Origin of the sequence: Streptococcus sanguinis, from assembly GCA_013378335.1 — a bacterium.
GTDB lineage: Bacteria > Bacillota > Bacilli > Lactobacillales > Streptococcaceae > Streptococcus > Streptococcus sanguinis_I.
In genome coordinates this window covers 201,998-222,515 of record CP040556.1, presented here as the reverse complement: position 1 = coordinate 222,515, position 20,518 = coordinate 201,998, and the positions used below count along the sequence as shown (strand labels likewise).

The following is a 20,518-nucleotide window of genomic DNA, read 5'->3' as shown; positions in this document are numbered from 1 at the left end:
ACATAGGCTATTGAAAAATGCTACCGCAGAGAGCAGGCATCTCTAACTGCCAAACAATTCAAAAAGGATAAAGCTATGATCCAAGAAATTGACATGACGCCAGGGCAAGCAATCGTCTTTGTATTGCTTTTGCTTTTCCTAATTTGGAAGATATGGAATCTAAAAGGCTCTCAGAGCTCACCAGAGCCCCTCAGAGCGACGAAAAACACTCAGGCGGTAGAATATACCACCGAGGAACTAAACCCCGAATATGGGGCTTATATTCAGATTGCAGGACGCAAGTACAACTAAAGGAGACAAGAACATGGAAATCTCAATCTTTGACCACAACAAACTAAATCGTAATGCATTTTACGTTAAAGAACTAGATGTGCTTTTTGTAGCTGATACAGTTAGCGAACAAGAAAAACAATCACTTATCCAACAATGCGGGAAATAAGCACTATGAAAGTGAGGAACAAAAAAATGGCTAAAACAACAGAACAAACTAAAACTGTACAACTTACTGTCGAAGAGCTGCAGGGCTTAGGCTGCCGACTGTCTAATATCCTAAAGACAATAAAAATGGATCAAGTGGCTCAAGCTGGATCGTCTCTTGCAAAAGACCAAGATTTATTCACCTTTACACACCTAGCAACTAACTATCTAAGCTCTTCCTACGAGGTTTTTGAAACGATTATTGCCGAGCTTGATGATATAGCTAGTCAGCTTTTGGAGTGTGACGATGCTGAGGAGCTGGAGGGTTTTAGAAATGGCCGATAAATTCGAACCAAACAACAATATTCTCAGTTTCTCTGAGTATATGAAAGAGCTAGAAGAACAGAAAAAGAGCCTAGCAAAGTCTAAGAATGATGAATCATTCAACAGCATGGTTTGCGAGTTTGCTGTTAGGACGAATGCCAATATCGGCAGACTAATTGCCATTGTGGAAGAACAACAGAAAACCATTCACAGCATGGGCAAGGAAATTGAAAACCTAAAACAAAATAAAAGCGAGGTATGAAATGACACAGACAACTATGCCAGAGAATTATAAGCGAGTTCTCAATCTAATCAAGGTTGGGGGTGAGAATGCCATTACAGGCGCTGAAATTGCTAATATCTTGAAAATCGAAAGGCGAGCCGTCCAAGAGATAATCAGTCACTTAATAACTCGATACAAGATTCCGATTATCGGAGCTCGTCTTATCCCTCACAGTGGCTACTATATCCCAGCCAGCAAGGCAGAACTAATAGACGGAGTCAAACCTTTGAAAAACCAAGTACAAAAAGAACAAGTCCGCCTTGACGTGCTCTTAAATGCCGATTTAGAGAGCTATAAGGCCTTTCTGAATAGGGGGTGATAGTTATTGTTCAGTCTGAGTAAAGAAAGCGAAAATAGCTTAAATCAGGGCATTTTAAAGCTAATCAATGACTTTCTAAAAGTCAGTAATCAGCCCACGCCTAGACAGCTAGGACTAATGACACCCCGACAGATTAAAGAGGAACTGGGCATCACAGCTAGGACGCTGCAGCGCTGGGAGCGTGCCGGATTGAGACGCTATCAGCCACCAGTAGAGGACACTAGAAAAGTCTTTTACAGAGTGAGCGATATTCTAATATTTTTGGGGTGGATAATGGCTAAAACGAAAGTATATTTTTGGCTAAAAGTCGATAAAAAGTTTTTTGATAACATTTTTATTAAAAAGCTTAAAAACATAGCCGGCGGCTATACTATGACGGTTATTTATATCCGTTTAATGCTTGAAAGCTTAGAAAGCGACTGTATTTTATACTACGAGGGATACTTCAACGATCTTGCGGAAGAATTAGCTCTAAAACTTGATGTGTCAGAAGATGATATACGGATGACGCTTAGCTATTTCACACAGTGCGGACTTATTCAAGTTGATAGTGATAGCAATGCAGAGATGGCACAGGCTAAAGCCTTGGTACAACAGGAAACAAACCAAGCCGCCTATATGCGTCAGTACCGTAAAGAACAGAAAGAAAAGAAGAATAATCTTACAATGTTATCCGAAAATCTTACAACGTTAACTACGTGTAAGACAGAGATAGAGTTAGAGATAGAGAAAGAGATAGAGAAAGAGATAGAGATAGAATCAGAAGAAAGAGATAGAGAAAAGATATCTTCTGCTGCTTCTGCTGAAATCTCTAAATATTATCAATCTAGAATTGGAGTTATTGACGGAGTACAATATCAGCAGCTAATGGACTACCACACACAAGATAAGCTAGAACTAGATTTAATTAAACTAGCTATTGATAAAGCTGCAGACAATGGTAAACGCTCCTTTGGTTATGTCAATACTATCTTGAAGAACTGGGCTCAAAACGGTATAAAGACCGTTGCACAGCAAGAAGAAGAACAACAGCGCTATATAGCTGATAAAGGACACGCGCAGAAAACAGTAAACGTTACTGATCCATTTGGTGGAAATCTAGGCTAAGAGGTAAAAAAATGGAATCATTAAACCACAGCAAAGAGGATTTTGAACTTGATTTCATGGAATCACTCGATCAAAACATAATAGCCACTATAAGACGCAATGCCAATCTAGAAGCCTATCGAGTATTTGAAAGAGATAGTACAGTGACAAATGAAATTTTGAATGCCACTTTTGAAAATTTCAAAGCTGAGACTCCAAAAGAGAAAGCAGCAAAAGATTTTGCCATAAAACAAGCCAAACAATACTTAGACGGTATGCGAGGAAATACTATCATTACTGGCCCGCCTGGTGTCGGTAAAAGCCACTTGTGCTACTCCCTTGCTCGAGCAATCAACGAGGGCTATCATAGCAAAGAAGATGCTAAGCGCGTGTTATTTGTCAGCATTGCCGAGATAGTCACACGCATTCAGTCAGGATGGCAGTATAAACATAGCGATTTTACAGAGCAAGATGCCCTAAAGCTTCTTACTTCCGTTGACTATCTTTTCATTGATGACTTAGGAACAGAAAGCGCCATGACTTCTCAAAAACGAGAAGCTAATAACTGGGTGCAGACTTTTCTTTTCAAAATCTTTGACAAGCGAGAAACGACTATCGTCAACACCAATCATACTGGTAAAGAGCTAGCACAAATCTACAATCCTAAGCTAGTCAGTCGGATTGGCAAACGGTCAGAGGGGAATGTATTCACTATGGCCGGTATCACAGACAAACGCATGAAGCGGAATTTTTAATCAAAGAAACGGAGACAGACAAAATGACACTAAAAACTATTTCAGAGAAAGCAAAATCATTTACTTTTACTCACTATTTCGCAGACTATCAGACAGCCCAGACAGCAGGTCACGCGCTACTGGGATATATGACTGGAACATATTGCCAGCCTGTAATCTCAATAACCTACAAGGATAAAGGCACGCTAGTAGCTGAGTATGTGGAGGATAACAAGCTAAACGAGACTTTCAAGCGTATTTGTGACAGCTTCAAAGACTATTACAAGCAACCTGAGGAGGATGAAGCATTTGAAGAACGTTACAAACGGGAGCGCGTGCTTCAACTCAAAGAGTCAGAGGATTTTGATAATTTGCTGGAAAAAGTAACAAACTACGAGCTGGAACTATTAGACTATGCTGATCGTTTGCTTTCTGATAAGCCTATCTCTATGGACTTTATGACTGCTGAAGGTACGTTGGAACTGCTGGGTAATGAAAGTGTTAGCTTGCTCCAACAGTTAGACATAGAGGGCGAATATAGAGGGCTTGCTGACTATTCTGGTCAATAAAACACAGGGAGGGGAACAATCCCCTTTTTGTTATCAAGTCAATAGTTTTGGGTTTTTCTATATAGGGGGAGATAATGAAGCAGTTAGCAATAGAAACATTTATAAAGCCTATGAAAATCAATAATATCTCCCATGGTATAGCTGAACTAGCCGGCAGAAAGCTAGAAATAGACTTAGATAACTTATGTATCACCTTTGATAAAGATTACTTTAATTTGACTAAAATACCGGGAACTAAAGGGGGCAGCCGCTACTTCTTTCTATGCCCTCTTTGTGGCCGGCGGTGTAGAATACTCTATAAGCAGCTCATACTTTATGGTTGCGGATCATGCCAACAAGTACATAAGCAAACCCTAAACCGCAGCAAGACAGACTGCCAATACTACTGGGAGCGTGCCTTGAGAGAGGCTAGAAAGGTAGAGCCAGGTTGGAGTCCTAAACGTGGCGGCTATATGTTCGATTCTTTTCCTACTCGGCCTAAGTACATGAAGCGAGATAGGTATTATAAGCATTATCAAAGGTTTGTGAACTATACTAAAAAAGGTGATAGTCTTTGGATGAATGGCTTAAATAATTGATTGAACTAATAGGAGTTGAGAATATTGAAATTAAACACGCGCAGGACGACAAAGAACGTAACCGAGCGTATGGAACTTTTAGGCAGAGCCTATCGAATGGCTCAGGCATGGAACTTCATAAGCATAGATGAAAAGTCATGGAAAGTAATTATAAAGCCTCATATCATCAAGGGAAAGTTTGCCGAGCAGATAGAAAACACTTTGACTATTTGTATTGCTGATATTAACGCCATAGAACACTGTACAGCTCGTCAGTGTTTTATTGAGAATTTCTGCAGATTCACCGAATCCCGGAAACGATTTGCAACAGAGAAAGCCAAAAAGATGGGATATAGTATAACTCAATACAACCTTTATAAGCGAATGGGCATACTTAACTTTGCTGAGATACATAGAGGCGGAGAGTTGCAAGTTTGGGAGCATTAACAGAGCATAAAAAAAGAGAACTGACTATAGTGCCGACCGTGAAAACGGACAAGGGGTACGAAATCAATTCTCTTTACTTAAAGTATACAACATTTTTGTTAACAATCAAAGTATTATGCCCTAGTGAGATACGTTACATTCAAAAAGTAAAATATGGTATAATGACATCAAGCAATTAAAAAAGCACGTTTGACCGTGCTAGTTCTTGCCTGCTGAACTCATAATTTCCACGCCCTTTTTTAGGGCTTTTTTGTTCACCTTTTTGTGGACTAAGAGAGGGCATTAAATACCTTGTATGATATATAATTTCTTCTAAACCTTATACAATCAAGGGTTAATAGCTTAAAAAGGGCTGTAAGAATAACTAGAAGAATATTCCGCGAATTTTCATGTATTTCTCTTTTCTATTTTTGCTGTCCCTATTATACTAAATTCGTAAAAAACAAGCAAAAAAACCGCCGATTGGCGATTCTCCCTAGTATAGATCTCTGATGATCTCTCCATTATCCAGATAGGTAAACTGCTCCGTCAAATCTGATGTGAAAACTTGATACATTTCTTTAAAGCTCAAGGCCAGCGAGTGGTGATCAAGATCCTCGCGTTTAATCCAGAACACTTCTCCTTCGCTGGACGAGACCAGCTCTCCTTCAAAACGATTGGTTTTGTAAAGAAAAACGACGTAACGTTCATCCTTTTCGGTATAAAACTGCTTGACACCGCATAACCTAGGCTCATAGATGGTCAGACCTGTTTCCTCCTTGACTTCCCGTATCACTGATTTGACAAAGGATTCACGATTTTCAACATGGCCGCCTGGAAAGCAAAGGCCGGTCCAATCATCATTTACTTTATTTTGTACTAAAATGCGGTCCTCATCATAAACCATACACATATTTGTTAAAATAACTCGCTCCGCTCTTGACATCTCTGCTCCTCCATCTACCGACCGATTCGCTCGGCCTACTTGTGACTCATTATAACATAAAAGACATCAAATTGATGAAAATCTAGATTTCTCAGCCTTTCCAGCAAAAAAACCGCCAATTGGGCGGTTCTTATAGGGAGATTATTATGAAAAAGAAAAGTTTTAGGATTTCTAAACAAAGTTAGGAGGTCTTTGTTTATGTTCTTAGTATAGAACACTTATCTTAAATTTTCCTAAAAGTAACTTAAAAAAATGAAATTATTTTTTACAGCTCTTGCAAGAGGTACTGAAACAGCTCCAAATTGCCCTTTTCTTCGTTTATTAAAAACTCCGGATGCCATTGAAGACCTATGATACGATGATTGTCAACCGATTCAATTGCTTCGATGGTATTGTCTCTTGGATCAAAAGCTGTCGCGCGGAAATTAGGTGCCAAGTCCTTGATGCTTTGGCGATGAACCGAATTAATCTGGCTAGCCTGACCAAACAAACGCTCCACAACGCTGTCTTTCTCCGTACGAATGGAGTGCGAAGTACCAAATGGCAAGCCCTGCCAGTGATTTTCGATATGCTGATTGAGAGTGCCGCCAAAAGCAACATTTACCAGCTGCAGACCTCGGCAAATAGCCATGACTGGCTTGTTTTGGCGTAGGGCTTCTTTCAAGAGTGCCAACTCAAACTCATCGCGAACAATATTGTAGTCATCACTATCGATGGTCTTTTCTTCCCCATAAAACTGTGGGTGAACATTTTGCCCGCCTGACAAAATCAGCTTGTCAATGGTTTCTACGTAATCCTTAACTAAACTTTTATCCCCAACGGGAATCACCATCGGCAGGCCACCAACCATTCGTACGCCGTCCACAAACTTGCGTGAAACAGAGGTGTGAATATTCTTTCCAGCTTCATCTACTGGACAAAGATTGGCTGAAATTCCAACAATTGTTCTGCACATACCGTGATTCCCCCTTATTTTGATATAGTATATCTTACCACGCCTTTTCTCAGTCGTCCAATAGATTTTTTTTAAGCTGCTTATAAAAATTTTTTATCAAAGACTCTGCATGTCTCTCAAATAAAAAACTCTCGAATGTATTATAAGCACAAACGAGAGTCTGGAAAAATGTCTCAACTTTCTACTCAAACACAAACTGGTTATGATAGAGTTCTGAGTAGAAGCCGCCGAGTTTAAGGAGTTGGTGATGATTACCCTGTTCGATAACCTCTCCGTTTTTGAGGACAATAATCTGGTCAGCATTGAGAATCGTCTTGAGGCGGTGAGCAATGACAAAGCTAGTTCGGCCAGCCACAACGGCTTCCATGGCCTGCTGAATCTTGCTTTCTGTTACCGTATCGACATTGGAAGTCGCTTCATCCAAAATCAAGACTTGCGGGTCTGTCAGTAGGGTTCTGGCAATTGAAATCAGCTGTTTCTGCCCAGTTGAGAAAATATTCTGGTCATCATCTACCAAGGTATCATATTTGTCCGGCAGACTTTCGATATAGTCATGGATATGGGTCGCACGCGCAGCCGTTTCGACCATCTTCTGACTAGCATCCGGCACACCGAAGCGGATATTGTCCCGAATCGTGCCACTAAAGAGCACCGAATCCTGCAGGACAATGCCAACATGGCTCCGTAAGCTATCCAGCTCATAGTCCCGAATGTCGCGACCGTCAAACTCAATGCTGCCACTATCCACATCATAAAAGCGATTGAGCAGGTTCATAATGGTCGTTTTACCTGAACCAGTGGGGCCAACAACAGCCGTCATCTTGCCCTTAGGGGCTAAGATAGATACATCTTTGAGAATAGGCTTGCCTTCTACATAAGAGAAGTCCACATGCTTAATCTCCACGGAGTCTGTGAGCTCTGTGAAAGCAGGTGCATTCTCAGGCCGGATTTCCTCCGGCGCATCAAACATCTCCTGAATCCGGTCAGCCCCTGTAAAGGCCAACTGCAGACTGCCCCAGCTGGCTGCAATCTGGATGATAGGCTGATAATACTGCTGGGAAAACTGAGTAAAAGTAGTAATCAGGCCAACTGCAACAGCCGTTTCAATATTAGGATCGCCAAGTAAGACAGCCGAACCAACAAAAATAACAATAGCTGTATTAATCAAATTCATCCCGTTCATGATTGGGAAGAGAAGGCCTGAAAAGGTTCGGCCTTTAAAGGTCGCTGAGCGTACTCGGTCATTCTGCTCAATAAAACCTTTGATGACCTCCTCCTGCATGCCCTGAACGATAACGGCTTTCTGACCAGAAATGGTTTCGTCCATATAAGCATTGAGGCGGCCGACTTCTTTTTGCTGGAGATTGGTGTATTTCCGAGCCAGCCTAACAATAACCACTAGGAGAAGAAAAGCAACCGGTGTGCTGGCTACTGTTATCCAGGCCAATCTAACATTTTGGACAAACATGATAATCACGAGGCCCAGATAGAGCAAGGCATTACTCATAACCTGGATCATACTCTCATTTAGAGCCTGCAGGATATTGTCCAAATCACTTGTAAAGCGCGATAAAATGTCTCCATCCTGATGGCGGTCAAAGAAAGCAACTGTCATCTTAGATAGCTTGCCAAACAGGCCCTTGCGCATCTCATTGGTCGAATGGGCAATAACTCGGGTCATCAAAAGCATGTAAATCAAGCTAGAAACAGACAGGCAGACAAAGGACACCAATACACTGCCCATGACGCTGCCAAAAGTCGACAGAATCTGATCAGTCTCACCCTTCTCCGCAAAAGCCCGGCCCAACTCAACCAAATGCTGAACAGCCTGACCGACATAAACCGGAAAAAGGACCTGAAAAACAGTCGCTGTTACCATCATCAAGAGCACGATGACAAAGGATAATTTGTAACGCTTAAAATATTGCCAAAAAAATGCAATCGTCCGCATCTTAGTCCTCCTTTCCTTTCTGAGTTTCGTAAATTTCGCGGTAAACATCGTTAGTTGCGACCAATTCCGCATGCGTCCCTTGGCCAATCAGCCGTCCCTGATCCAAGACCAGAATCTTATCTGCATGAACAACGGAGCTAATCTTTTGAGCAATGATAATCGTCGTCGTTCCTTGCAGCTCTTTGTTCAAGGCTTCTTGAACCAGCTTTTCTGACTTGGCATCCAAGGCTGAGGTCGAATCATCTAAAATCAAAATATTGGGATTATTGACAACACCTCTGGCAATGGACATCCGCTGCTTCTGACCACCAGAGAAGTTGCTGCCACGCTCCTCCACTGCACTGTCAAAACTCTCTTCCATACGGCTGATAAATTCACTGGCTTGGGCAATACGAGCCGCTCGCTCCATCTCAGGCAGTGAAGCGTTGAGCTTGCCCTGACGGAGATTGTCCGCAATAGTCCCGCTAAATAGAATCGCCCGCTGGAGCACGATAGAAACATTTTTTCGAAGAGTTCCCTGACTAAGCTCTCGCAGATCCCGGCCGCCAATCTTGACAGAACCTTCCTGCGGGTCAAAAAGACGGGGAATCAGCTGGGCCAAGGTAGATTTACCAGCACCTGTCGCACCGACAACACCAATCATTTGCCCCGGCTCAACCTCAAAGCTGATATCCTTTAGCATTGGCTCGTCATCGTTGGGATAGGAAAAAGTCACATGCTCAAAGCTGAGGCTGCCTTCTAGCTCTTCATCTGGCGAGTCTGGGAAAGTCATGGCCGGCTCCGTCGCCAATACTTCCTTGATCCGACGGACAGAAATGATCCCCCTCGTCACGCCGTTACCCAAGAAACCAACCATAATGATAGTGAAAATAATCTGGCTCAGATAACCAATAAAAGAAGCGATAGAGCTAACCAGCCCTGGCTCCGCCTGAATCATGCCAGATAGAGTCCAGATAGCCAAGTAAACAGAGCTGTAGCCGACCAACATCATCATCGGCTCAATGATTGAAAAAGCATAACCAATATAGAGATTCTCTGACAGAAGCTCATCAGACACCTGACTGAACTTATGAAACTGGTCTTCTTCCCGAACAAAGGACTTGACCACTCGCACACCACGAAGATTTTCCTTGGCAATGGCATTAATCTTATCCAAAAGAGTTTGGAATTTCTTAAAACGAGGCCCCATCATGCCCATCATGACAGCCGTCAGACCAGCTATGAGCACGATTAGCAAGAAAATAATCCACCAGAGAGAGGGCATGGTCACAATGGCCAGGATGACTGAACCGATAAAAAGGATTGGCAAGCGAAGAAGAATTTGAAAGAGCATCATAGTCACATTTTGAATCTGATTAATGTCATTCGTCATCCGCACGACTAGATTACCGGCGTTGAATTCCTCGATATTGGCATAAGAAAAGGTCTGAATCTTGCGGAAAGTCTCCTCACGGAGATCTGATGAGACAGCCTGGGCAATGTAAGCCGCCAAGGTCACATTAATTCCTCCTGCTACTAGCCCAACAAAACCGATGCCAATTAGCCAACCGCCCATACTGTAGATGGTCTGGCTATTTTGCTCCTGCAGAGCATCTAAGATGTGCTTTAAAAACCAGGGCAGTAAAAGAGAGCTGGCAATCATCAATGAGGTCATTAAAAACGAACTCAGGGCATACCATTTATACCGTAATAGACTTTTAAAAAACATGCTTCCTCCTACTTTTTTCATATTTGGCTTAGTTTCCTTACTATATCATAGATAAAAACAATGTCAAGCAAGAAATTTCTTATATTATATGGTAAAATGAGATATAGAACTCTAAAACTGATTTAAATTCAGACTCGGAATTTCATCATAAGGAGAAGATATGGATAAACAACGAGTTGCTGTGATTGGTCCTGGTTCTTGGGGAACAGCCTTATCACAAGTGCTAAATGACAACGGACACCAGGTTCGTATTTGGGGAAATATCGCTGAGCAGATCAACGAAATCAACGATGAGCATACCAATAAACGCTATTTCAAAGATTATGTACTGGACGAAAAGATCAAGGCTTATCATGACCTAGAAGAAGCTTTAAAAGATGCGGATGCTGTGCTTTTTGTCGTGCCGACCAAGGTAACCCGTCTGGTAGCCAAACAAGTAGCTCAGGCTCTAGACCACAAGGTGAAAATCATGCACGCCTCCAAGGGACTGGAACCCAATACTCACGAACGGATTTCAACTATTCTAGAAGAAGAAATCCCTGCAGAGCTTCGCAGCGAGATTGTCGTTGTCTCAGGTCCCAGCCATGCTGAGGAAACCATTGTACGCGATATTACCCTAATTACTGCTGCTTCTATGGATCTGGAAACGGCTAAGTATGTGCAGGAGCTATTCAGCAATCACTACTTCCGCCTCTACACCAATACCGATGTTATCGGAGTGGAGACTGCAGGCGCTCTGAAAAACATCATCGCTGTCGGAGCCGGTGCTCTCCATGGATTAGGCTATGGTGACAACGCCAAGGCAGCTATTATCACACGAGGTCTGGCCGAAATCACGCGTCTAGGTGTCAAGTTAGGAGCCAATCCTCTGACTTATAGCGGCCTATCAGGTGTTGGTGACCTGATTGTCACAGGGACCTCTGTCCACTCCCGCAACTGGCGGGCCGGCAATGCTCTAGGGCGCGGTGAGAAATTAGCGGATATCGAAGCCAATATGGGCATGGTTATTGAAGGAATTTCTACCACCAAGGCAGCCTATGAACTGGCTCAAGAGCTGGATGTTTATATGCCGATTACACAAGCTATCTACAAGGTTATTTATCAAAATTGTAATATCAAAGATGCCATTTATGAAATCATGAACAATGAATTCAAGGCTGAGAACGAATGGACTTCGTTCTAATAGAAAGGAACTGATTATGTCAAAAGTTAAGAAAGCCGTCATCCCTGCAGCTGGTCTAGGAACCCGCTTCCTGCCAGCTACCAAAGCTCTGGCCAAGGAAATGTTGCCGATTGTCGACAAGCCGACCATCCAGTTCATCGTTGAGGAAGCTCTCAAATCTGGAATTGAAGATATTCTGGTTGTCACTGGTAAGTCAAAACGCTCAATCGAAGACCACTTTGACTCCAACTTCGAATTGGAATACAATCTCAAAGAAAAAGGCAAGAACGACTTGCTCAAATTGGTCGATGAAACCACTGGTATCGGTCTGCACTTCATCCGTCAGAGCCATCCACGCGGACTGGGAGATGCTGTCCTTCAGGCTAAGGCTTTCGTTGGAAACGAGCCTTTCGTTGTCATGCTTGGTGATGACCTCATGGATATCACCAATGATAAGGCTATACCGCTAACCAAGCAATTGATTGATGACTACGAAGCTACTCATGCTTCTACTATCGCTGTCATGCAGGTCCCTCATGATGATGTGTCCTCTTACGGGGTCATTGCCCCTCAAGGCGAAGGCGTCAAAGGTCTCTACAGCGTGGAAACCTTCGTCGAAAAGCCAAAGCCTGAAGATGCACCGAGTGATTTGGCTATTATCGGCCGCTACCTGCTGACACCGGAAATTTTTGAAATCTTGGAGAATCAAGCTCCCGGTGCTGGAAATGAGATTCAGCTGACAGATGCGATTGATACTCTTAACAAGACGCAGCGCGTGTTCGCTCGCGAATTCAAGGGTGATCGCTATGATGTTGGCGACAAATTCGGCTTTATGAAGACTTCTATCGACTATGCCCTCAAGCATCCGCAGGTCAAAGATTCCTTGAAGCAGTATATCATTGACTTGGGTCATACATTAGAGAAAAAACAAGAGAAAAAATAATTGATTCAAACAACCAGCGATAAAAATAAAATTATAGCTATAAAAAAGAGGTTTCTCAACCTCTTTTTTTATATTTCATCAGTTATTTTCTAAAGATTCATTAAATCAAAGAATGATGAAAACCTAGAAAAATCAGAAGGCCAGCCAAGGCTAGATAACCAAACAGGACTAGCCAGCGCTGAGCAGGTTTAAAGGCATTGCTTGAGCCTTTGACAGGAAGAATGACAGCGCAGAGTATGCCCCCAATCAAACCGCCCAAATGCCCCGCCAGGCTGATACCGGGCATGAAACTAAAGATGATATTGACCACAATCAAGGTCATATAAGACTGCCCCAGCTGCTGAATGTAGCTGTCGCGAACGACATAGTGCAGGGTCACGATAGAGGCAAAAAGGCCAAACAAGGCTGTAGAGGCTCCTGCTGACAGAGTATCCGGACTGAAAAAGAAGACAAAGATATTTCCCATCAGGCCAGACATCATATAGAGCAGAAAGAAATTTCGCGAACCAAAAATATCTTCTGCCTGCCGTCCAATAAAATAAAGAGTAACAGCATTTACCACAAAGTGCTCCAAGCCAATATGCACAAAGATAGCAGAAAAGAGACGCCATATCTGAGCAGGATACATGATAATGGTCGGAGAAAATACTGCTCCAAATTCAAAGATAGTTTGTGCTTCAGCATAAGAAAAACCACGTAAAATAAGCATCCCCACAAAGACAAGTGTTGTTAGAATTAACAAAACACTGGTCACAGGATATTTTTTATCGTAGATGTAGTTCATAAATCAGTACTTCCTTTACTGCTATATCGTGATAATTAGGTTCAAAATCAGACTTTTGAAAACTATAGATGCTGCTGATGGATGCTCCTGTAAAATCAGCCAGGTAACGGTCATAATAGCCACCACCGTAACCAATCCGAAAGCCTTGTGAATTGAAGACCACACCCGGCACATGAATCAGATCAATCTCCGTCTTCTCCACAGCCTCTTCGCTCGTCGGCTCCATAAGGCCAAAAGAGCTCTTTTGCAGGCGGCTTTCATCATAATCCACAAATATCATCCGACCCTGGCCATAGGTTTTGGGCACTAAAACCCGCTTGCCGTCCAACTGAGCCTGCTTGATAAAGGCTGCAGTTGAGACTTCATGCGGCATTGAAAGATAGGTAGACATAACATGAGCTTCTTGATAAGCTGCTGAACTGAGCAAGCGCTGGGTCAGCCAGCTATCTGCCTGCTCTTTTTCTTTTCCTGAAAGTTTCTTCATCCGGTTCAGTACAGTTTGTCTCAGCTCTTTTTTCATGCAGCTCGTCCACCCTTTTCTTATCTTTCGTTGATTTTATAATCTAGGAATTTCCCAATCTTTTCAATAGCAAAGGGCAATGCTGCCTCGTCCGGTGTCATCTTGGGATGATGGAGGGCATAGGGACTGTCCACTCCCAGCCAGAACATGACGCCCTTAACCTTACTGAGCAGATAGCCAAAATCCTCGCCTGTCATAGCCGGCGCAATATCAATCAGCTGCACTCCTTCTTCCTTTTGGAAAAAGTCCATCAATTCGTCTGCCAGGCCAGGATGATTTTCCACAGGCAGATAGCCGCCTTGTTTAAGCTCTAAGTCCAATTCCAGATCGAAACTTTGGGCTATGCCCTCTGCTATTTCCCGTAAGCGCTTCTGAGTCAAGAGGTTCATCTCCTGAGTCAGAGTCCGAATGGTGCCATGCAGAAAGGCCGTTTCTGCGATGACATTGTTGGTCGTGCCAGCATGGAGCGAACCAAAGGTTACAACTGCTCCCTCGATAGGATCGACATTGCGACTGACAATGGTCTGCACCTGGGTGATAAAGTAGCTAGCTGCCACCAAAGCATCATTGGCTTCATGCGGAAAGGCCGCATGGCCTCCTTTCCCCTTAAAAGTCAGCTTGACTTCACAGGTACCAGCAAAGAGGGTTCCTCTGTTAGTGGCAATATCGCCGACCTTGAGGTCCGGTCGCACATGGAGACCGTAAAATTCATCTGGCAGCCAGTCGCCAAAGGCACCGTCTTCATACATGAGCATACCGCCAGCTTCATTTTCCTCTGCAGGTTGAAAGAGAAAGAGTAGATTGTGGGTAGGTTGAGCGCTCACAGCTTGCTCCAGCAGGCCTAGGGCAACCGTCATGTGCATATCGTGTCCGCAGGCATGCATCCGGCCTTCATGAGTGCTGGCAAAGTCCAGTCCTGTATCCTCGACAATCGGCAGACCGTCAATATCTGTCCGCCAGCCAATCGTCTTATCCGGTGAACTTCCCTTGATAAAGACCAAAATACCCGTCCGCCAAGTTCGGATTTCCACAAAGTCTAGACCTGCCGTCAGTCCATCAATGGCCTGCATCAGGTAGGCATGAGTCTTGTATTCTTCCAGACCGATTTCTGGTATCTGGTGCAAATCGCGGCGAATCTTCAGATAATCAAGCATTGTTTTTTCCTTTAAAATCATGTCAGACCTGTCAAAGTTTTGGGCCGCACCCAATCAATTCAAATTTATGCTATTTTTAAAGCGTACGCAGGGCATCTTCCAGAGCTGTCTTCTGCTGGGTCTTCTCGTCAATGGTCTTGATAACTCGTGCCGGAACGCCAGCAACCACTACGTTTTCTGGAACATCTTGGGTCACAATCGCACCAGCCGCAACAACGGAACCATTGCCGATTTGTACTCCTTCAATAACAACCGCATTGGCACCAATCAGCACATTATCGCCAACCCGAACTGGCTCAGCACTAGCCGGCTCAATGACTCCTGCCAAAACCGCACCAGCACCGATATGACTGTTTTTGCCGACAATAGCTCGACCGCCCAGAATGGCTCCCATATCAATCATGGTCCCAGCACCAATTTCCGCACCGATATTGATAACCGCCCCCATCATGATGACAGCATTATCACCAATTTCGACTTGGTCACGGATAATAGCGCCCGGCTCAATACGGGCATTGATGTCGCGCTTGTCCAACAGCGGCACCGCTGAGTTGCGGGCATCCTGCTCTACTACATAGGTCTTATTTTCCTCTAAGTTCACTAGGAGTGGCTTGATTTCTTCCCAATCTCCGAAAAGAACATTGCCTAACTTCACAACAGACCAAGGAATCGATCCGTGTAATTCTCCATTAAAGGTCACCTTGACCGGAGTCTTTTTCTTGGCATCAGCGATAAATTTGATAATTTCTTGAGCGTTCATTTTAGTAGCAGACATGATTTTTTCCCTCGATTCGTGAATGGTTTAGCCTTTTAGTTTGCTTTTTATCCTCAATACACAATAATTTTAAGAACAATTGAAGCAAACCAAGAAGCTTGATTAGACAATATTATAACACAAAAAAAGGGATTGCAAAACTCCTATAAAATTCTCTACTTGGAACACGGATTGTAAAAAAGGCACGAACTCTCGTCCGTGCCCAACAAAGCAATTCCAAACTATATACCAACGATATTATTTAATTCTTTCGTTCAAAATGTTCCCACTGTTGGCATCAATGGTCATTTTGATCTTTTGCGTACCGTTCAGAGCTTCCAGCTTATGAGATAAGCACTCTTATTTATTTGTTTTATTTAGAAATGTCACTCAGTAGATACTGGCCGTTTTCCTGACGTACAAAAGTCAAAGTTATCTCCTTATTTGAAGAGGTTTCATAGTTTATAAGCATCTTCGGCTCTGATTCACCATCCCCATAAACTGAGATATGTTGATATTCTGGGTATTCCTTGATTACTTCTTTAAAGGAAGAACCACCCTCGCCTGTTTCCGCATCACCCATCTTTAAGCTCTCTGTAATCTGGCTAGATACCTTTTTATTATAGCCGTCACTACCGGGCATAATACTCATACCCTGAAGATGGTAGCTGCCATCCTCGTGTTTCATAAAGGTCAGAGTGGTATAACTAGAGTCAGGTAACCAAGACAATGAGAGCCCTTCTTCCTGAAACGTCACACTGCTGGCCAAGCCAAAATCTTTGACTACTTGTTCAGGGGTCAATCCTTCATTATCCGCACTAACAATGCTCAGCTTTTCAAGGTCTTTCACTTCCCACTCATATACATCCTCTTTTGATGGAGCCACAAAAGAAGCAACATCGCTTTGATGTCCCTTTCGAGACAGACTTGGCACACTTCCCCCACCCATAAAATTATTTAGGAAATAGCCGCCAAGACCTCCAAGAAACAGTCCTGCTGCCAGACCTATTCCTAAAAATCCTATCAGCTTGCCCGTACTATTTTTCTTTGGCTCTGGACTTGGCTGGCCAGCGAAGTTTGCAGCTTGCTGTGGTCCGGCAAAGTTCTGTCCAGCTGGATTAAATCCCTGAGGAATTTCTTTTTGAAAAGCAGGATTTCCCCAATTATCCTGCTGAGGCATCTGCTGCTGAGGGGCATCGAAAAATGGTTGTTGAACTCCGAAACCTTGGTTTTGATTTGCCATCTCAGGATTTCCTCCTTCAGCAGGAAGAGGCTGCCCCTCAGTTGAGCTTGCTGCAAATTGTCTTGCGTCTGATGGTTGGGTGTGCTGCGGATAGGGAGCCAATCCTTCTACAGATTGTTCCTGCGGTTTATTTTGTTCTGGCATTGTTTCTCCTTTTATTATTTGAGTTCTCTTTTATTTATTGGCAGTAGTGGACAAAAGATAGTTTCCATCCTCCTGCTGAACGAAGAACAATCTATAAGTACCATCATTAGGAGCGTCATAAGCCGCCTCCATAATGGTTCGACTAGTCTTCTCACTAAAATCTTCATCTACACGAATAGAGATACTTCGCGGACTGCCATATTCCTTAAAAACTTCCTTATAGGGAATGCCATCCTTACCAGTCTTTGCATCGCCTTTTTTCAATTTTTCAAAGTAATCAGCCGCCATCGCTTCGTCCTCAGCATTATGTTTGCTTCCTTCAAAGCGAATATTATAGATATGAAGGCTATTCAGATAGAAACCATCTTTTTTCTTCTCAAAATCCAGAGAAGCAGTTTGATCTGTATAATAAATTGACCAATCCTCCTCATCATCAGAAACTTGAAGCGTTCCCCACTCTAAATCCAGACTATTGCCAGAGATTTCCCCTTTTAAAGCCTTGCCATATTTATCAAGAATATCTTCCACAGAAGTACCATTCGTATCTGTCTGAATAGTATTGAACCGTAACTCTGACAAACTATCAATATCCCACTTGAATTCAGTAGTATCTGGGTCAATGTACTGATCTGATTGATCTCTCTTTGATGCTCCGGCATCAGCCAAAGGATGCAGCACAGGATACTCCCCTTTGATGACATCCGCCACTCCTATACCATAGCCCCAGATTCCACCTCCGATTAGTCCAAGACCAAGAGAGAGCAGGGCTGCACCTATTAGGATTCCTTTCCAAGATTTCTTCTTAGCCAAAGGCGGAGTCGGTCCCTGCGGACTTGAAACATGGCCCTGCTGAGGTTGAAAATGATGCGGGAATTCCTCTTGCGACTGAGCATTCCTTGAAGGCTCAAAAGAATGCTGTGATTGCTTTTCTGTCAATCTTCTTTCCTCTTTCTTGTTTATTTCCAATAGTCTTATCCGTTCTCTTTTAATAACGAAATGCTTTGAAAGCAGTCAGTCACAAAAGATAAACTAAACAACTAAAAACTTACATTTCCTCTGACTTTATATATAAGAAATTTCCATCTGGCTGGCCTACAAACAATAGATATTCATAACCATCTTCTGTTTTATAAGTCACCTCAGCAATCAGACGGTTGGAGATAATCTTATTATCCACGTCACGTTCGGTTGCGATGACAATTTCTGACGGAACAGGGTGCTTCTTCAGGACCTCTGATAAAGCTGTTCCTCCTTCACCCGTTTCCTTGTCTCCTTTTTTCAAACGTTCAAGGTCTTTGGGAGATAATACGCTCCAATCTGTCGTTTCCTTCCCTTTTCTATATTCTTTAAAAGAATCTCCAACTACCACTTGCCTCAGATAGTAGTTCTGGTCAACTTTATCAAATTGAAAAGAAATATTTTGCTCCTTGTCCCTGACAGAAGGGCCCCATCGGAGTAACAGACGATTACGATCATATTCTGCTGAACTAGCCAAGCCATAAGTTTCAACGATTTGATCAGCCGTCAGGCCTAATCCTTCATCATTTGTATAGCTCAATCGTCCCAAGTCTTTCAAGGTCCAATTAAACTGAACCGACTGCCCGTCTGTAGTAAAGCTGTCACCATTTTCTTTGGCTTCTTCCTGAGCCTTACTTAAACGTTTAATCCTTTGAATATCCTTATTTGTCTGCGCCTGCTTGCCCATAAAATAAGCTGAACCGCTGCCAATCAAAAGACCAATTATAAGAGCAAAAACTGAAAGTCCTATGACTTTTCCGATATTGCCTTTCTTATCAGGCAATCCTTGCGGCTGAATCTGCTGGAAATTCCCTTGCATTGGCTGGCTAGTTTGATTTTCTTGCCAAGCCCCTTGCACTTGACCTTGTCCATCTTTATCTGACATGGTTTTCTCCTTATAAGTTTTGTTGATTTGTCATATTGCGAAAATATTGAAAAATAATGACAAATTTTACAACATTATAACATAAATTATTCTTTCAATCAAAAAACCTCCCCAAAGGGAGGCTGCGTTTCGAATTAGACTGCTGCTTCAATAATTTACAGGATTTATACTTAAGCTGCTTCGAAGATCTGAATGGTAGTGCCTTGTACAATTACCACTTCTTTCTCTGCAGCAACATGAAGGGTTCCAGGAAGACTGCCTTCTTCTGAAGCATCAAAAGAAATAGTGATATGCCCCAGTCCAGTTAAATTTTTCTCTACTACATTTCCTACAGCTGTAATCAAATATTCTTCACTATCGACTACTAGCTTTCCACCTTTTTGTATTGATCCTAGCAGATCTTTGTTATCAATTTTAAAACAATACTCTGCTAAATCTTCTGGAGCTTCTTCTCCAAATAAAATTAGCATATTAGCGTCTTGAATCATATTCTGAGCTTCAGGGCCCACTTGAATTACTTTAGCTTCAAAAATTTTCTTCATATAATTCCTATTCATCCTTTCTCTAATTGTTAATGAACATTATTCTTACAGATAAATTTAGCATAATAGATGCTAGGTTTGCATTCATCTATCCAAGCTTTATTGATAAAGACCGATGCTTGCTATCCAAGCTACTAACACCCGTGGCACTCCGTTGAGAAAGCGTGAGTAGAGAACAGAGGGTACCCCAACCTCTACAGTTTCAGCCTTGGCTTCCGACAACCCAAGTGCTACAGGAATGAAATCACAACCATTTTGAGTGTTGATGGCAAATAGAGCCGGCAGAGCCATTTGGGGAGGAATATTTCCTTTGCCGATTTCAACACCAATCAAGGTTCCGATGATCTGGCTGATTACGGCGCCAGGGCCTAACAGAGGAGATAAAAATGGCAAAGAACAAATAAAGCCAATCAAAATGAGTCCCCAGATATTCCCAGCTAAAGGAACCATCAATTTTGCAATCCAATTTCCAACACCAGATCCCTGAATGACCCCAATCAGCAAAGAAACGAATGCCATGAAAGGAATGATTGTATTGAGCATCGTTTGAATAGCTTCACGAGCAGCCTGGTTGAAAGTTGCAACAACTTTACCAGCTCCCATCCCAATTCTTGCCACAATACTGGTTTCTGCTTTTTGTTCTGTAATCTTTTTACTTGTATCATAGGTTGGCTTCTCAGTAACGACTGTTGGCGCTTTTTCGTCTTCATTAGCCGCTGAAATTTGATCCAGGCCGACTGCTGATACATAGATATCCTCAGTAATATACTGAGCTAAAGGACCGCTTTTCCCTGTCGCAACAATATTGATAGTGGGAATCCCTTTCTTAGGATAAATACCGCAGCGAAGAGTACCGCCACAATCAACGATTGCTAAAGCAATCTCTTCATCAGGAATAGAAGTTTTGAAGCCATTAACGGCTTCCATACCTGTCAAATCAGCAATTTTATCTACAATATCTGGTTTTTCTCCTCCGCCAGTGATATAGATAAATTTGTGCTTAGCTTCACTAGGAGTAATGACCAAAGGGCCTCCGAAACCACCATTTCCTTTAACAACTTTTATACTCTTGTATACCATAATTTCACTCTTTC

General features: G+C 42.7%; 24 protein-coding genes and 3 pseudogenes. 13 read left to right on the top strand and 14 right to left on the bottom strand.

Annotation, left to right across the window (positions count from 1 at the left end):
* Nucleotides 1-75 precede the first annotated feature (75 nt).
* The 10 genes and pseudogenes from FFV08_01245 (at nucleotide 76) to FFV08_01200 (ending at nucleotide 4,736) form a co-directional block, all read left to right on the top strand.
* Nucleotides 76-291 (top strand): hypothetical protein, encoded by a 216-nt coding sequence (locus FFV08_01245; protein ID QLB51422.1) that lies wholly within the window; start codon nucleotides 76-78, stop codon nucleotides 289-291.
* Between the two features lie 135 nt (nucleotides 292-426).
* Nucleotides 427-762 carry a hypothetical protein gene (locus tag FFV08_01240; protein ID QLB51421.1) on the top strand — a complete coding sequence of 112 codons (336 nt, stop codon included), beginning with the start codon at nucleotides 427-429 and terminating at the stop codon, nucleotides 760-762.
* Complete coding sequence (locus tag FFV08_01235; GenBank protein ID QLB51420.1) at nucleotides 752-1,003, top strand: hypothetical protein; 252 nt, start codon at nucleotides 752-754, stop codon at nucleotides 1,001-1,003. The genes FFV08_01240 and FFV08_01235 overlap by 11 nt, the downstream gene beginning before the upstream one ends.
* 1 nt (nucleotide 1,004) lies before the next feature.
* Complete coding sequence (locus FFV08_01230; protein ID QLB51419.1) at nucleotides 1,005-1,343, top strand: hypothetical protein; 339 nt, start codon at nucleotides 1,005-1,007, stop codon at nucleotides 1,341-1,343.
* A 6-nt stretch (nucleotides 1,344-1,349) separates the two neighbouring features.
* A pseudogene (locus FFV08_01225) lies at nucleotides 1,350-1,610 on the top strand (MerR family transcriptional regulator).
* 6 nt (nucleotides 1,611-1,616) lie between these two features.
* Entirely contained in the window at nucleotides 1,617-2,450 is an 834-nt protein-coding gene (locus tag FFV08_01220; protein QLB53255.1) for a DnaD domain protein, read from the top strand.
* 11 nt (nucleotides 2,451-2,461) lie between these two features.
* Nucleotides 2,462-3,184, top strand: coding sequence for an ATP-binding protein (locus tag FFV08_01215; protein ID QLB51418.1), 723 nt, complete (start codon nucleotides 2,462-2,464; stop codon nucleotides 3,182-3,184).
* A 23-nt stretch (nucleotides 3,185-3,207) separates the two neighbouring features.
* On the top strand, nucleotides 3,208-3,732 hold the full coding sequence (locus FFV08_01210; protein QLB51417.1) for a hypothetical protein: 525 nt from the start codon (nucleotides 3,208-3,210) through the stop codon (nucleotides 3,730-3,732).
* Between the two features lie 74 nt (nucleotides 3,733-3,806).
* Nucleotides 3,807-4,310, top strand: a complete 504-nt coding sequence (locus tag FFV08_01205) for a hypothetical protein (protein ID QLB51416.1) — start codon at nucleotides 3,807-3,809, stop codon at nucleotides 4,308-4,310.
* A 24-nt stretch (nucleotides 4,311-4,334) separates the two neighbouring features.
* Nucleotides 4,335-4,736, top strand: coding sequence for a hypothetical protein (locus FFV08_01200; protein ID QLB51415.1), 402 nt, complete (start codon nucleotides 4,335-4,337; stop codon nucleotides 4,734-4,736).
* Between the two features lie 387 nt (nucleotides 4,737-5,123).
* Here the strand turns inward: FFV08_01200 and FFV08_01195 are convergent.
* Nucleotides 5,124-5,201, bottom strand: a pseudogene (locus tag FFV08_01195) (transporter).
* 10 nt (nucleotides 5,202-5,211) lie between these two features.
* The gene (locus tag FFV08_01190; protein ID QLB51414.1) at nucleotides 5,212-5,661 is read right to left on the bottom strand and encodes an 8-oxo-dGTP diphosphatase; all 450 of its coding nucleotides are present in this window, start codon (nucleotides 5,659-5,661) and stop codon (nucleotides 5,212-5,214) included.
* A gap of 41 nt (nucleotides 5,662-5,702) precedes the next feature.
* Between FFV08_01190 and FFV08_01185 the strand changes: the two are divergent.
* Nucleotides 5,703-5,846, top strand: a pseudogene (locus FFV08_01185) (hypothetical protein).
* A gap of 80 nt (nucleotides 5,847-5,926) precedes the next feature.
* Here FFV08_01185 and FFV08_01180 read toward each other — a convergent pair.
* The 3 genes from FFV08_01180 to FFV08_01170 all read right to left on the bottom strand — a co-directional run bounded on the left by FFV08_01180 (nucleotide 5,927) and on the right by FFV08_01170 (nucleotide 10,296).
* Nucleotides 5,927-6,616: a gamma-glutamyl-gamma-aminobutyrate hydrolase family protein gene (locus FFV08_01180; GenBank protein ID QLB51413.1), complete on the bottom strand. Its 690-nt coding sequence runs from the start codon at nucleotides 6,614-6,616 to the stop codon at nucleotides 5,927-5,929.
* Nucleotides 6,617-6,797: 181 nt separating this feature from the next.
* Entirely contained in the window at nucleotides 6,798-8,567 is a 1,770-nt protein-coding gene (locus FFV08_01175) for an ABC transporter ATP-binding protein (GenBank protein QLB51412.1), read from the bottom strand.
* 1 nt (nucleotide 8,568) lies between these two features.
* Complete coding sequence (locus tag FFV08_01170; GenBank protein ID QLB51411.1) at nucleotides 8,569-10,296, bottom strand: ABC transporter ATP-binding protein; 1,728 nt, start codon at nucleotides 10,294-10,296, stop codon at nucleotides 8,569-8,571.
* A 139-nt stretch (nucleotides 10,297-10,435) separates the two neighbouring features.
* Here FFV08_01170 and FFV08_01165 point away from each other — a divergent pair, with 139 nt between their 5' ends.
* Nucleotides 10,436-11,458, top strand: coding sequence for an NAD(P)H-dependent glycerol-3-phosphate dehydrogenase (locus tag FFV08_01165; GenBank protein QLB51410.1), 1,023 nt, complete (start codon nucleotides 10,436-10,438; stop codon nucleotides 11,456-11,458).
* On the top strand, nucleotides 11,421-12,380 hold the full coding sequence (gene galU / locus FFV08_01160) for a UTP--glucose-1-phosphate uridylyltransferase GalU (GenBank protein ID QLB51409.1): 960 nt from the start codon (nucleotides 11,421-11,423) through the stop codon (nucleotides 12,378-12,380). Before FFV08_01165 ends, galU begins: the two co-directional genes overlap by 38 nt.
* 100 nt (nucleotides 12,381-12,480) lie before the next feature.
* Here galU and FFV08_01155 read toward each other — a convergent pair whose 3' ends face one another.
* The 9 genes from FFV08_01155 to FFV08_01115 all read right to left on the bottom strand — a co-directional run bounded on the left by FFV08_01155 (nucleotide 12,481) and on the right by FFV08_01115 (nucleotide 20,504).
* The gene (locus FFV08_01155) at nucleotides 12,481-13,164 is read right to left on the bottom strand and encodes a rhomboid family intramembrane serine protease (protein ID QLB51408.1); all 684 of its coding nucleotides are present in this window, start codon (nucleotides 13,162-13,164) and stop codon (nucleotides 12,481-12,483) included.
* Nucleotides 13,145-13,684, bottom strand: coding sequence for a 5-formyltetrahydrofolate cyclo-ligase (locus FFV08_01150; protein ID QLB51407.1), 540 nt, complete (start codon nucleotides 13,682-13,684; stop codon nucleotides 13,145-13,147). The genes FFV08_01155 and FFV08_01150 overlap by 20 nt, the downstream gene beginning before the upstream one ends.
* Before the next feature lie 20 nt (nucleotides 13,685-13,704).
* The gene (locus FFV08_01145; protein ID QLB51406.1) at nucleotides 13,705-14,838 is read right to left on the bottom strand and encodes an N-acetyldiaminopimelate deacetylase; all 1,134 of its coding nucleotides are present in this window, start codon (nucleotides 14,836-14,838) and stop codon (nucleotides 13,705-13,707) included.
* 76 nt (nucleotides 14,839-14,914) lie between these two features.
* On the bottom strand, nucleotides 14,915-15,613 hold the full coding sequence (dapD, locus tag FFV08_01140; GenBank protein QLB51405.1) for a 2,3,4,5-tetrahydropyridine-2,6-dicarboxylate N-acetyltransferase: 699 nt from the start codon (nucleotides 15,611-15,613) through the stop codon (nucleotides 14,915-14,917).
* Nucleotides 15,614-15,965: 352 nt separating this feature from the next.
* Nucleotides 15,966-16,979, bottom strand: a complete 1,014-nt coding sequence (locus FFV08_01135; GenBank protein ID QLB51404.1) for a hypothetical protein — start codon at nucleotides 16,977-16,979, stop codon at nucleotides 15,966-15,968.
* Nucleotides 16,980-17,009: 30 nt separating this feature from the next.
* Nucleotides 17,010-17,945, bottom strand: coding sequence for a hypothetical protein (locus FFV08_01130; protein ID QLB51403.1), 936 nt, complete (start codon nucleotides 17,943-17,945; stop codon nucleotides 17,010-17,012).
* 79 nt (nucleotides 17,946-18,024) lie between these two features.
* Entirely contained in the window at nucleotides 18,025-18,882 is an 858-nt protein-coding gene (locus tag FFV08_01125; GenBank protein ID QLB51402.1) for a hypothetical protein, read from the bottom strand.
* A 170-nt stretch (nucleotides 18,883-19,052) separates the two neighbouring features.
* Nucleotides 19,053-19,424 carry a PTS sorbitol transporter subunit IIA gene (locus FFV08_01120; protein ID QLB51401.1) on the bottom strand — a complete coding sequence of 124 codons (372 nt, stop codon included), beginning with the start codon at nucleotides 19,422-19,424 and terminating at the stop codon, nucleotides 19,053-19,055.
* A 99-nt stretch (nucleotides 19,425-19,523) separates the two neighbouring features.
* On the bottom strand, nucleotides 19,524-20,504 hold the full coding sequence (locus tag FFV08_01115) for a PTS sorbitol transporter subunit IIB (protein QLB51400.1): 981 nt from the start codon (nucleotides 20,502-20,504) through the stop codon (nucleotides 19,524-19,526).
* Between the last annotated feature and the right edge of the window lie 14 nt (nucleotides 20,505-20,518).

Coding starts and splice junctions, on each gene's coding strand:
- FFV08_01190 (QLB51414.1), bottom strand. CDS start 5,661: ATGTCAAGAGCGGAGCGAGTTATTTTAACAAATATGTGTATGGTTTAT.
- FFV08_01170 (QLB51411.1), bottom strand. CDS start 10,296: ATGAAAAAAGTAGGAGGAAGCATGTTTTTTAAAAGTCTATTACGGTAT.
- FFV08_01180 (QLB51413.1), bottom strand. CDS start 6,616: ATGTGCAGAACAATTGTTGGAATTTCAGCCAATCTTTGTCCAGTAGAT.
- FFV08_01150 (QLB51407.1), bottom strand. CDS start 13,684: ATGAAAAAAGAGCTGAGACAAACTGTACTGAACCGGATGAAGAAACTT.
- FFV08_01235 (QLB51420.1), top strand. CDS start 752: ATGGCCGATAAATTCGAACCAAACAACAATATTCTCAGTTTCTCTGAG.
- FFV08_01115 (QLB51400.1), bottom strand. CDS start 20,504: ATGGTATACAAGAGTATAAAAGTTGTTAAAGGAAATGGTGGTTTCGGA.
- FFV08_01205 (QLB51416.1), top strand. CDS start 3,807: ATGAAGCAGTTAGCAATAGAAACATTTATAAAGCCTATGAAAATCAAT.
- FFV08_01145 (QLB51406.1), bottom strand. CDS start 14,838: ATGCTTGATTATCTGAAGATTCGCCGCGATTTGCACCAGATACCAGAA.
- FFV08_01230 (QLB51419.1), top strand. CDS start 1,005: ATGACACAGACAACTATGCCAGAGAATTATAAGCGAGTTCTCAATCTA.
- dapD (QLB51405.1), bottom strand. CDS start 15,613: ATGTCTGCTACTAAAATGAACGCTCAAGAAATTATCAAATTTATCGCT.
- FFV08_01165 (QLB51410.1), top strand. CDS start 10,436: ATGGATAAACAACGAGTTGCTGTGATTGGTCCTGGTTCTTGGGGAACA.
- FFV08_01215 (QLB51418.1), top strand. CDS start 2,462: ATGGAATCATTAAACCACAGCAAAGAGGATTTTGAACTTGATTTCATG.
- FFV08_01175 (QLB51412.1), bottom strand. CDS start 8,567: ATGCGGACGATTGCATTTTTTTGGCAATATTTTAAGCGTTACAAATTA.
- FFV08_01210 (QLB51417.1), top strand. CDS start 3,208: ATGACACTAAAAACTATTTCAGAGAAAGCAAAATCATTTACTTTTACT.
- FFV08_01125 (QLB51402.1), bottom strand. CDS start 18,882: ATGTCAGATAAAGATGGACAAGGTCAAGTGCAAGGGGCTTGGCAAGAA.
- galU (QLB51409.1), top strand. CDS start 11,421: ATGAATTCAAGGCTGAGAACGAATGGACTTCGTTCTAATAGAAAGGAA.
- FFV08_01155 (QLB51408.1), bottom strand. CDS start 13,164: ATGAACTACATCTACGATAAAAAATATCCTGTGACCAGTGTTTTGTTA.
- FFV08_01245 (QLB51422.1), top strand. CDS start 76: ATGATCCAAGAAATTGACATGACGCCAGGGCAAGCAATCGTCTTTGTA.
- FFV08_01120 (QLB51401.1), bottom strand. CDS start 19,424: ATGAAGAAAATTTTTGAAGCTAAAGTAATTCAAGTGGGCCCTGAAGCT.
- FFV08_01220 (QLB53255.1), top strand. CDS start 1,617: ATGGCTAAAACGAAAGTATATTTTTGGCTAAAAGTCGATAAAAAGTTT.
- FFV08_01240 (QLB51421.1), top strand. CDS start 427: ATGCGGGAAATAAGCACTATGAAAGTGAGGAACAAAAAAATGGCTAAA.
- FFV08_01135 (QLB51404.1), bottom strand. CDS start 16,979: ATGCCAGAACAAAATAAACCGCAGGAACAATCTGTAGAAGGATTGGCT.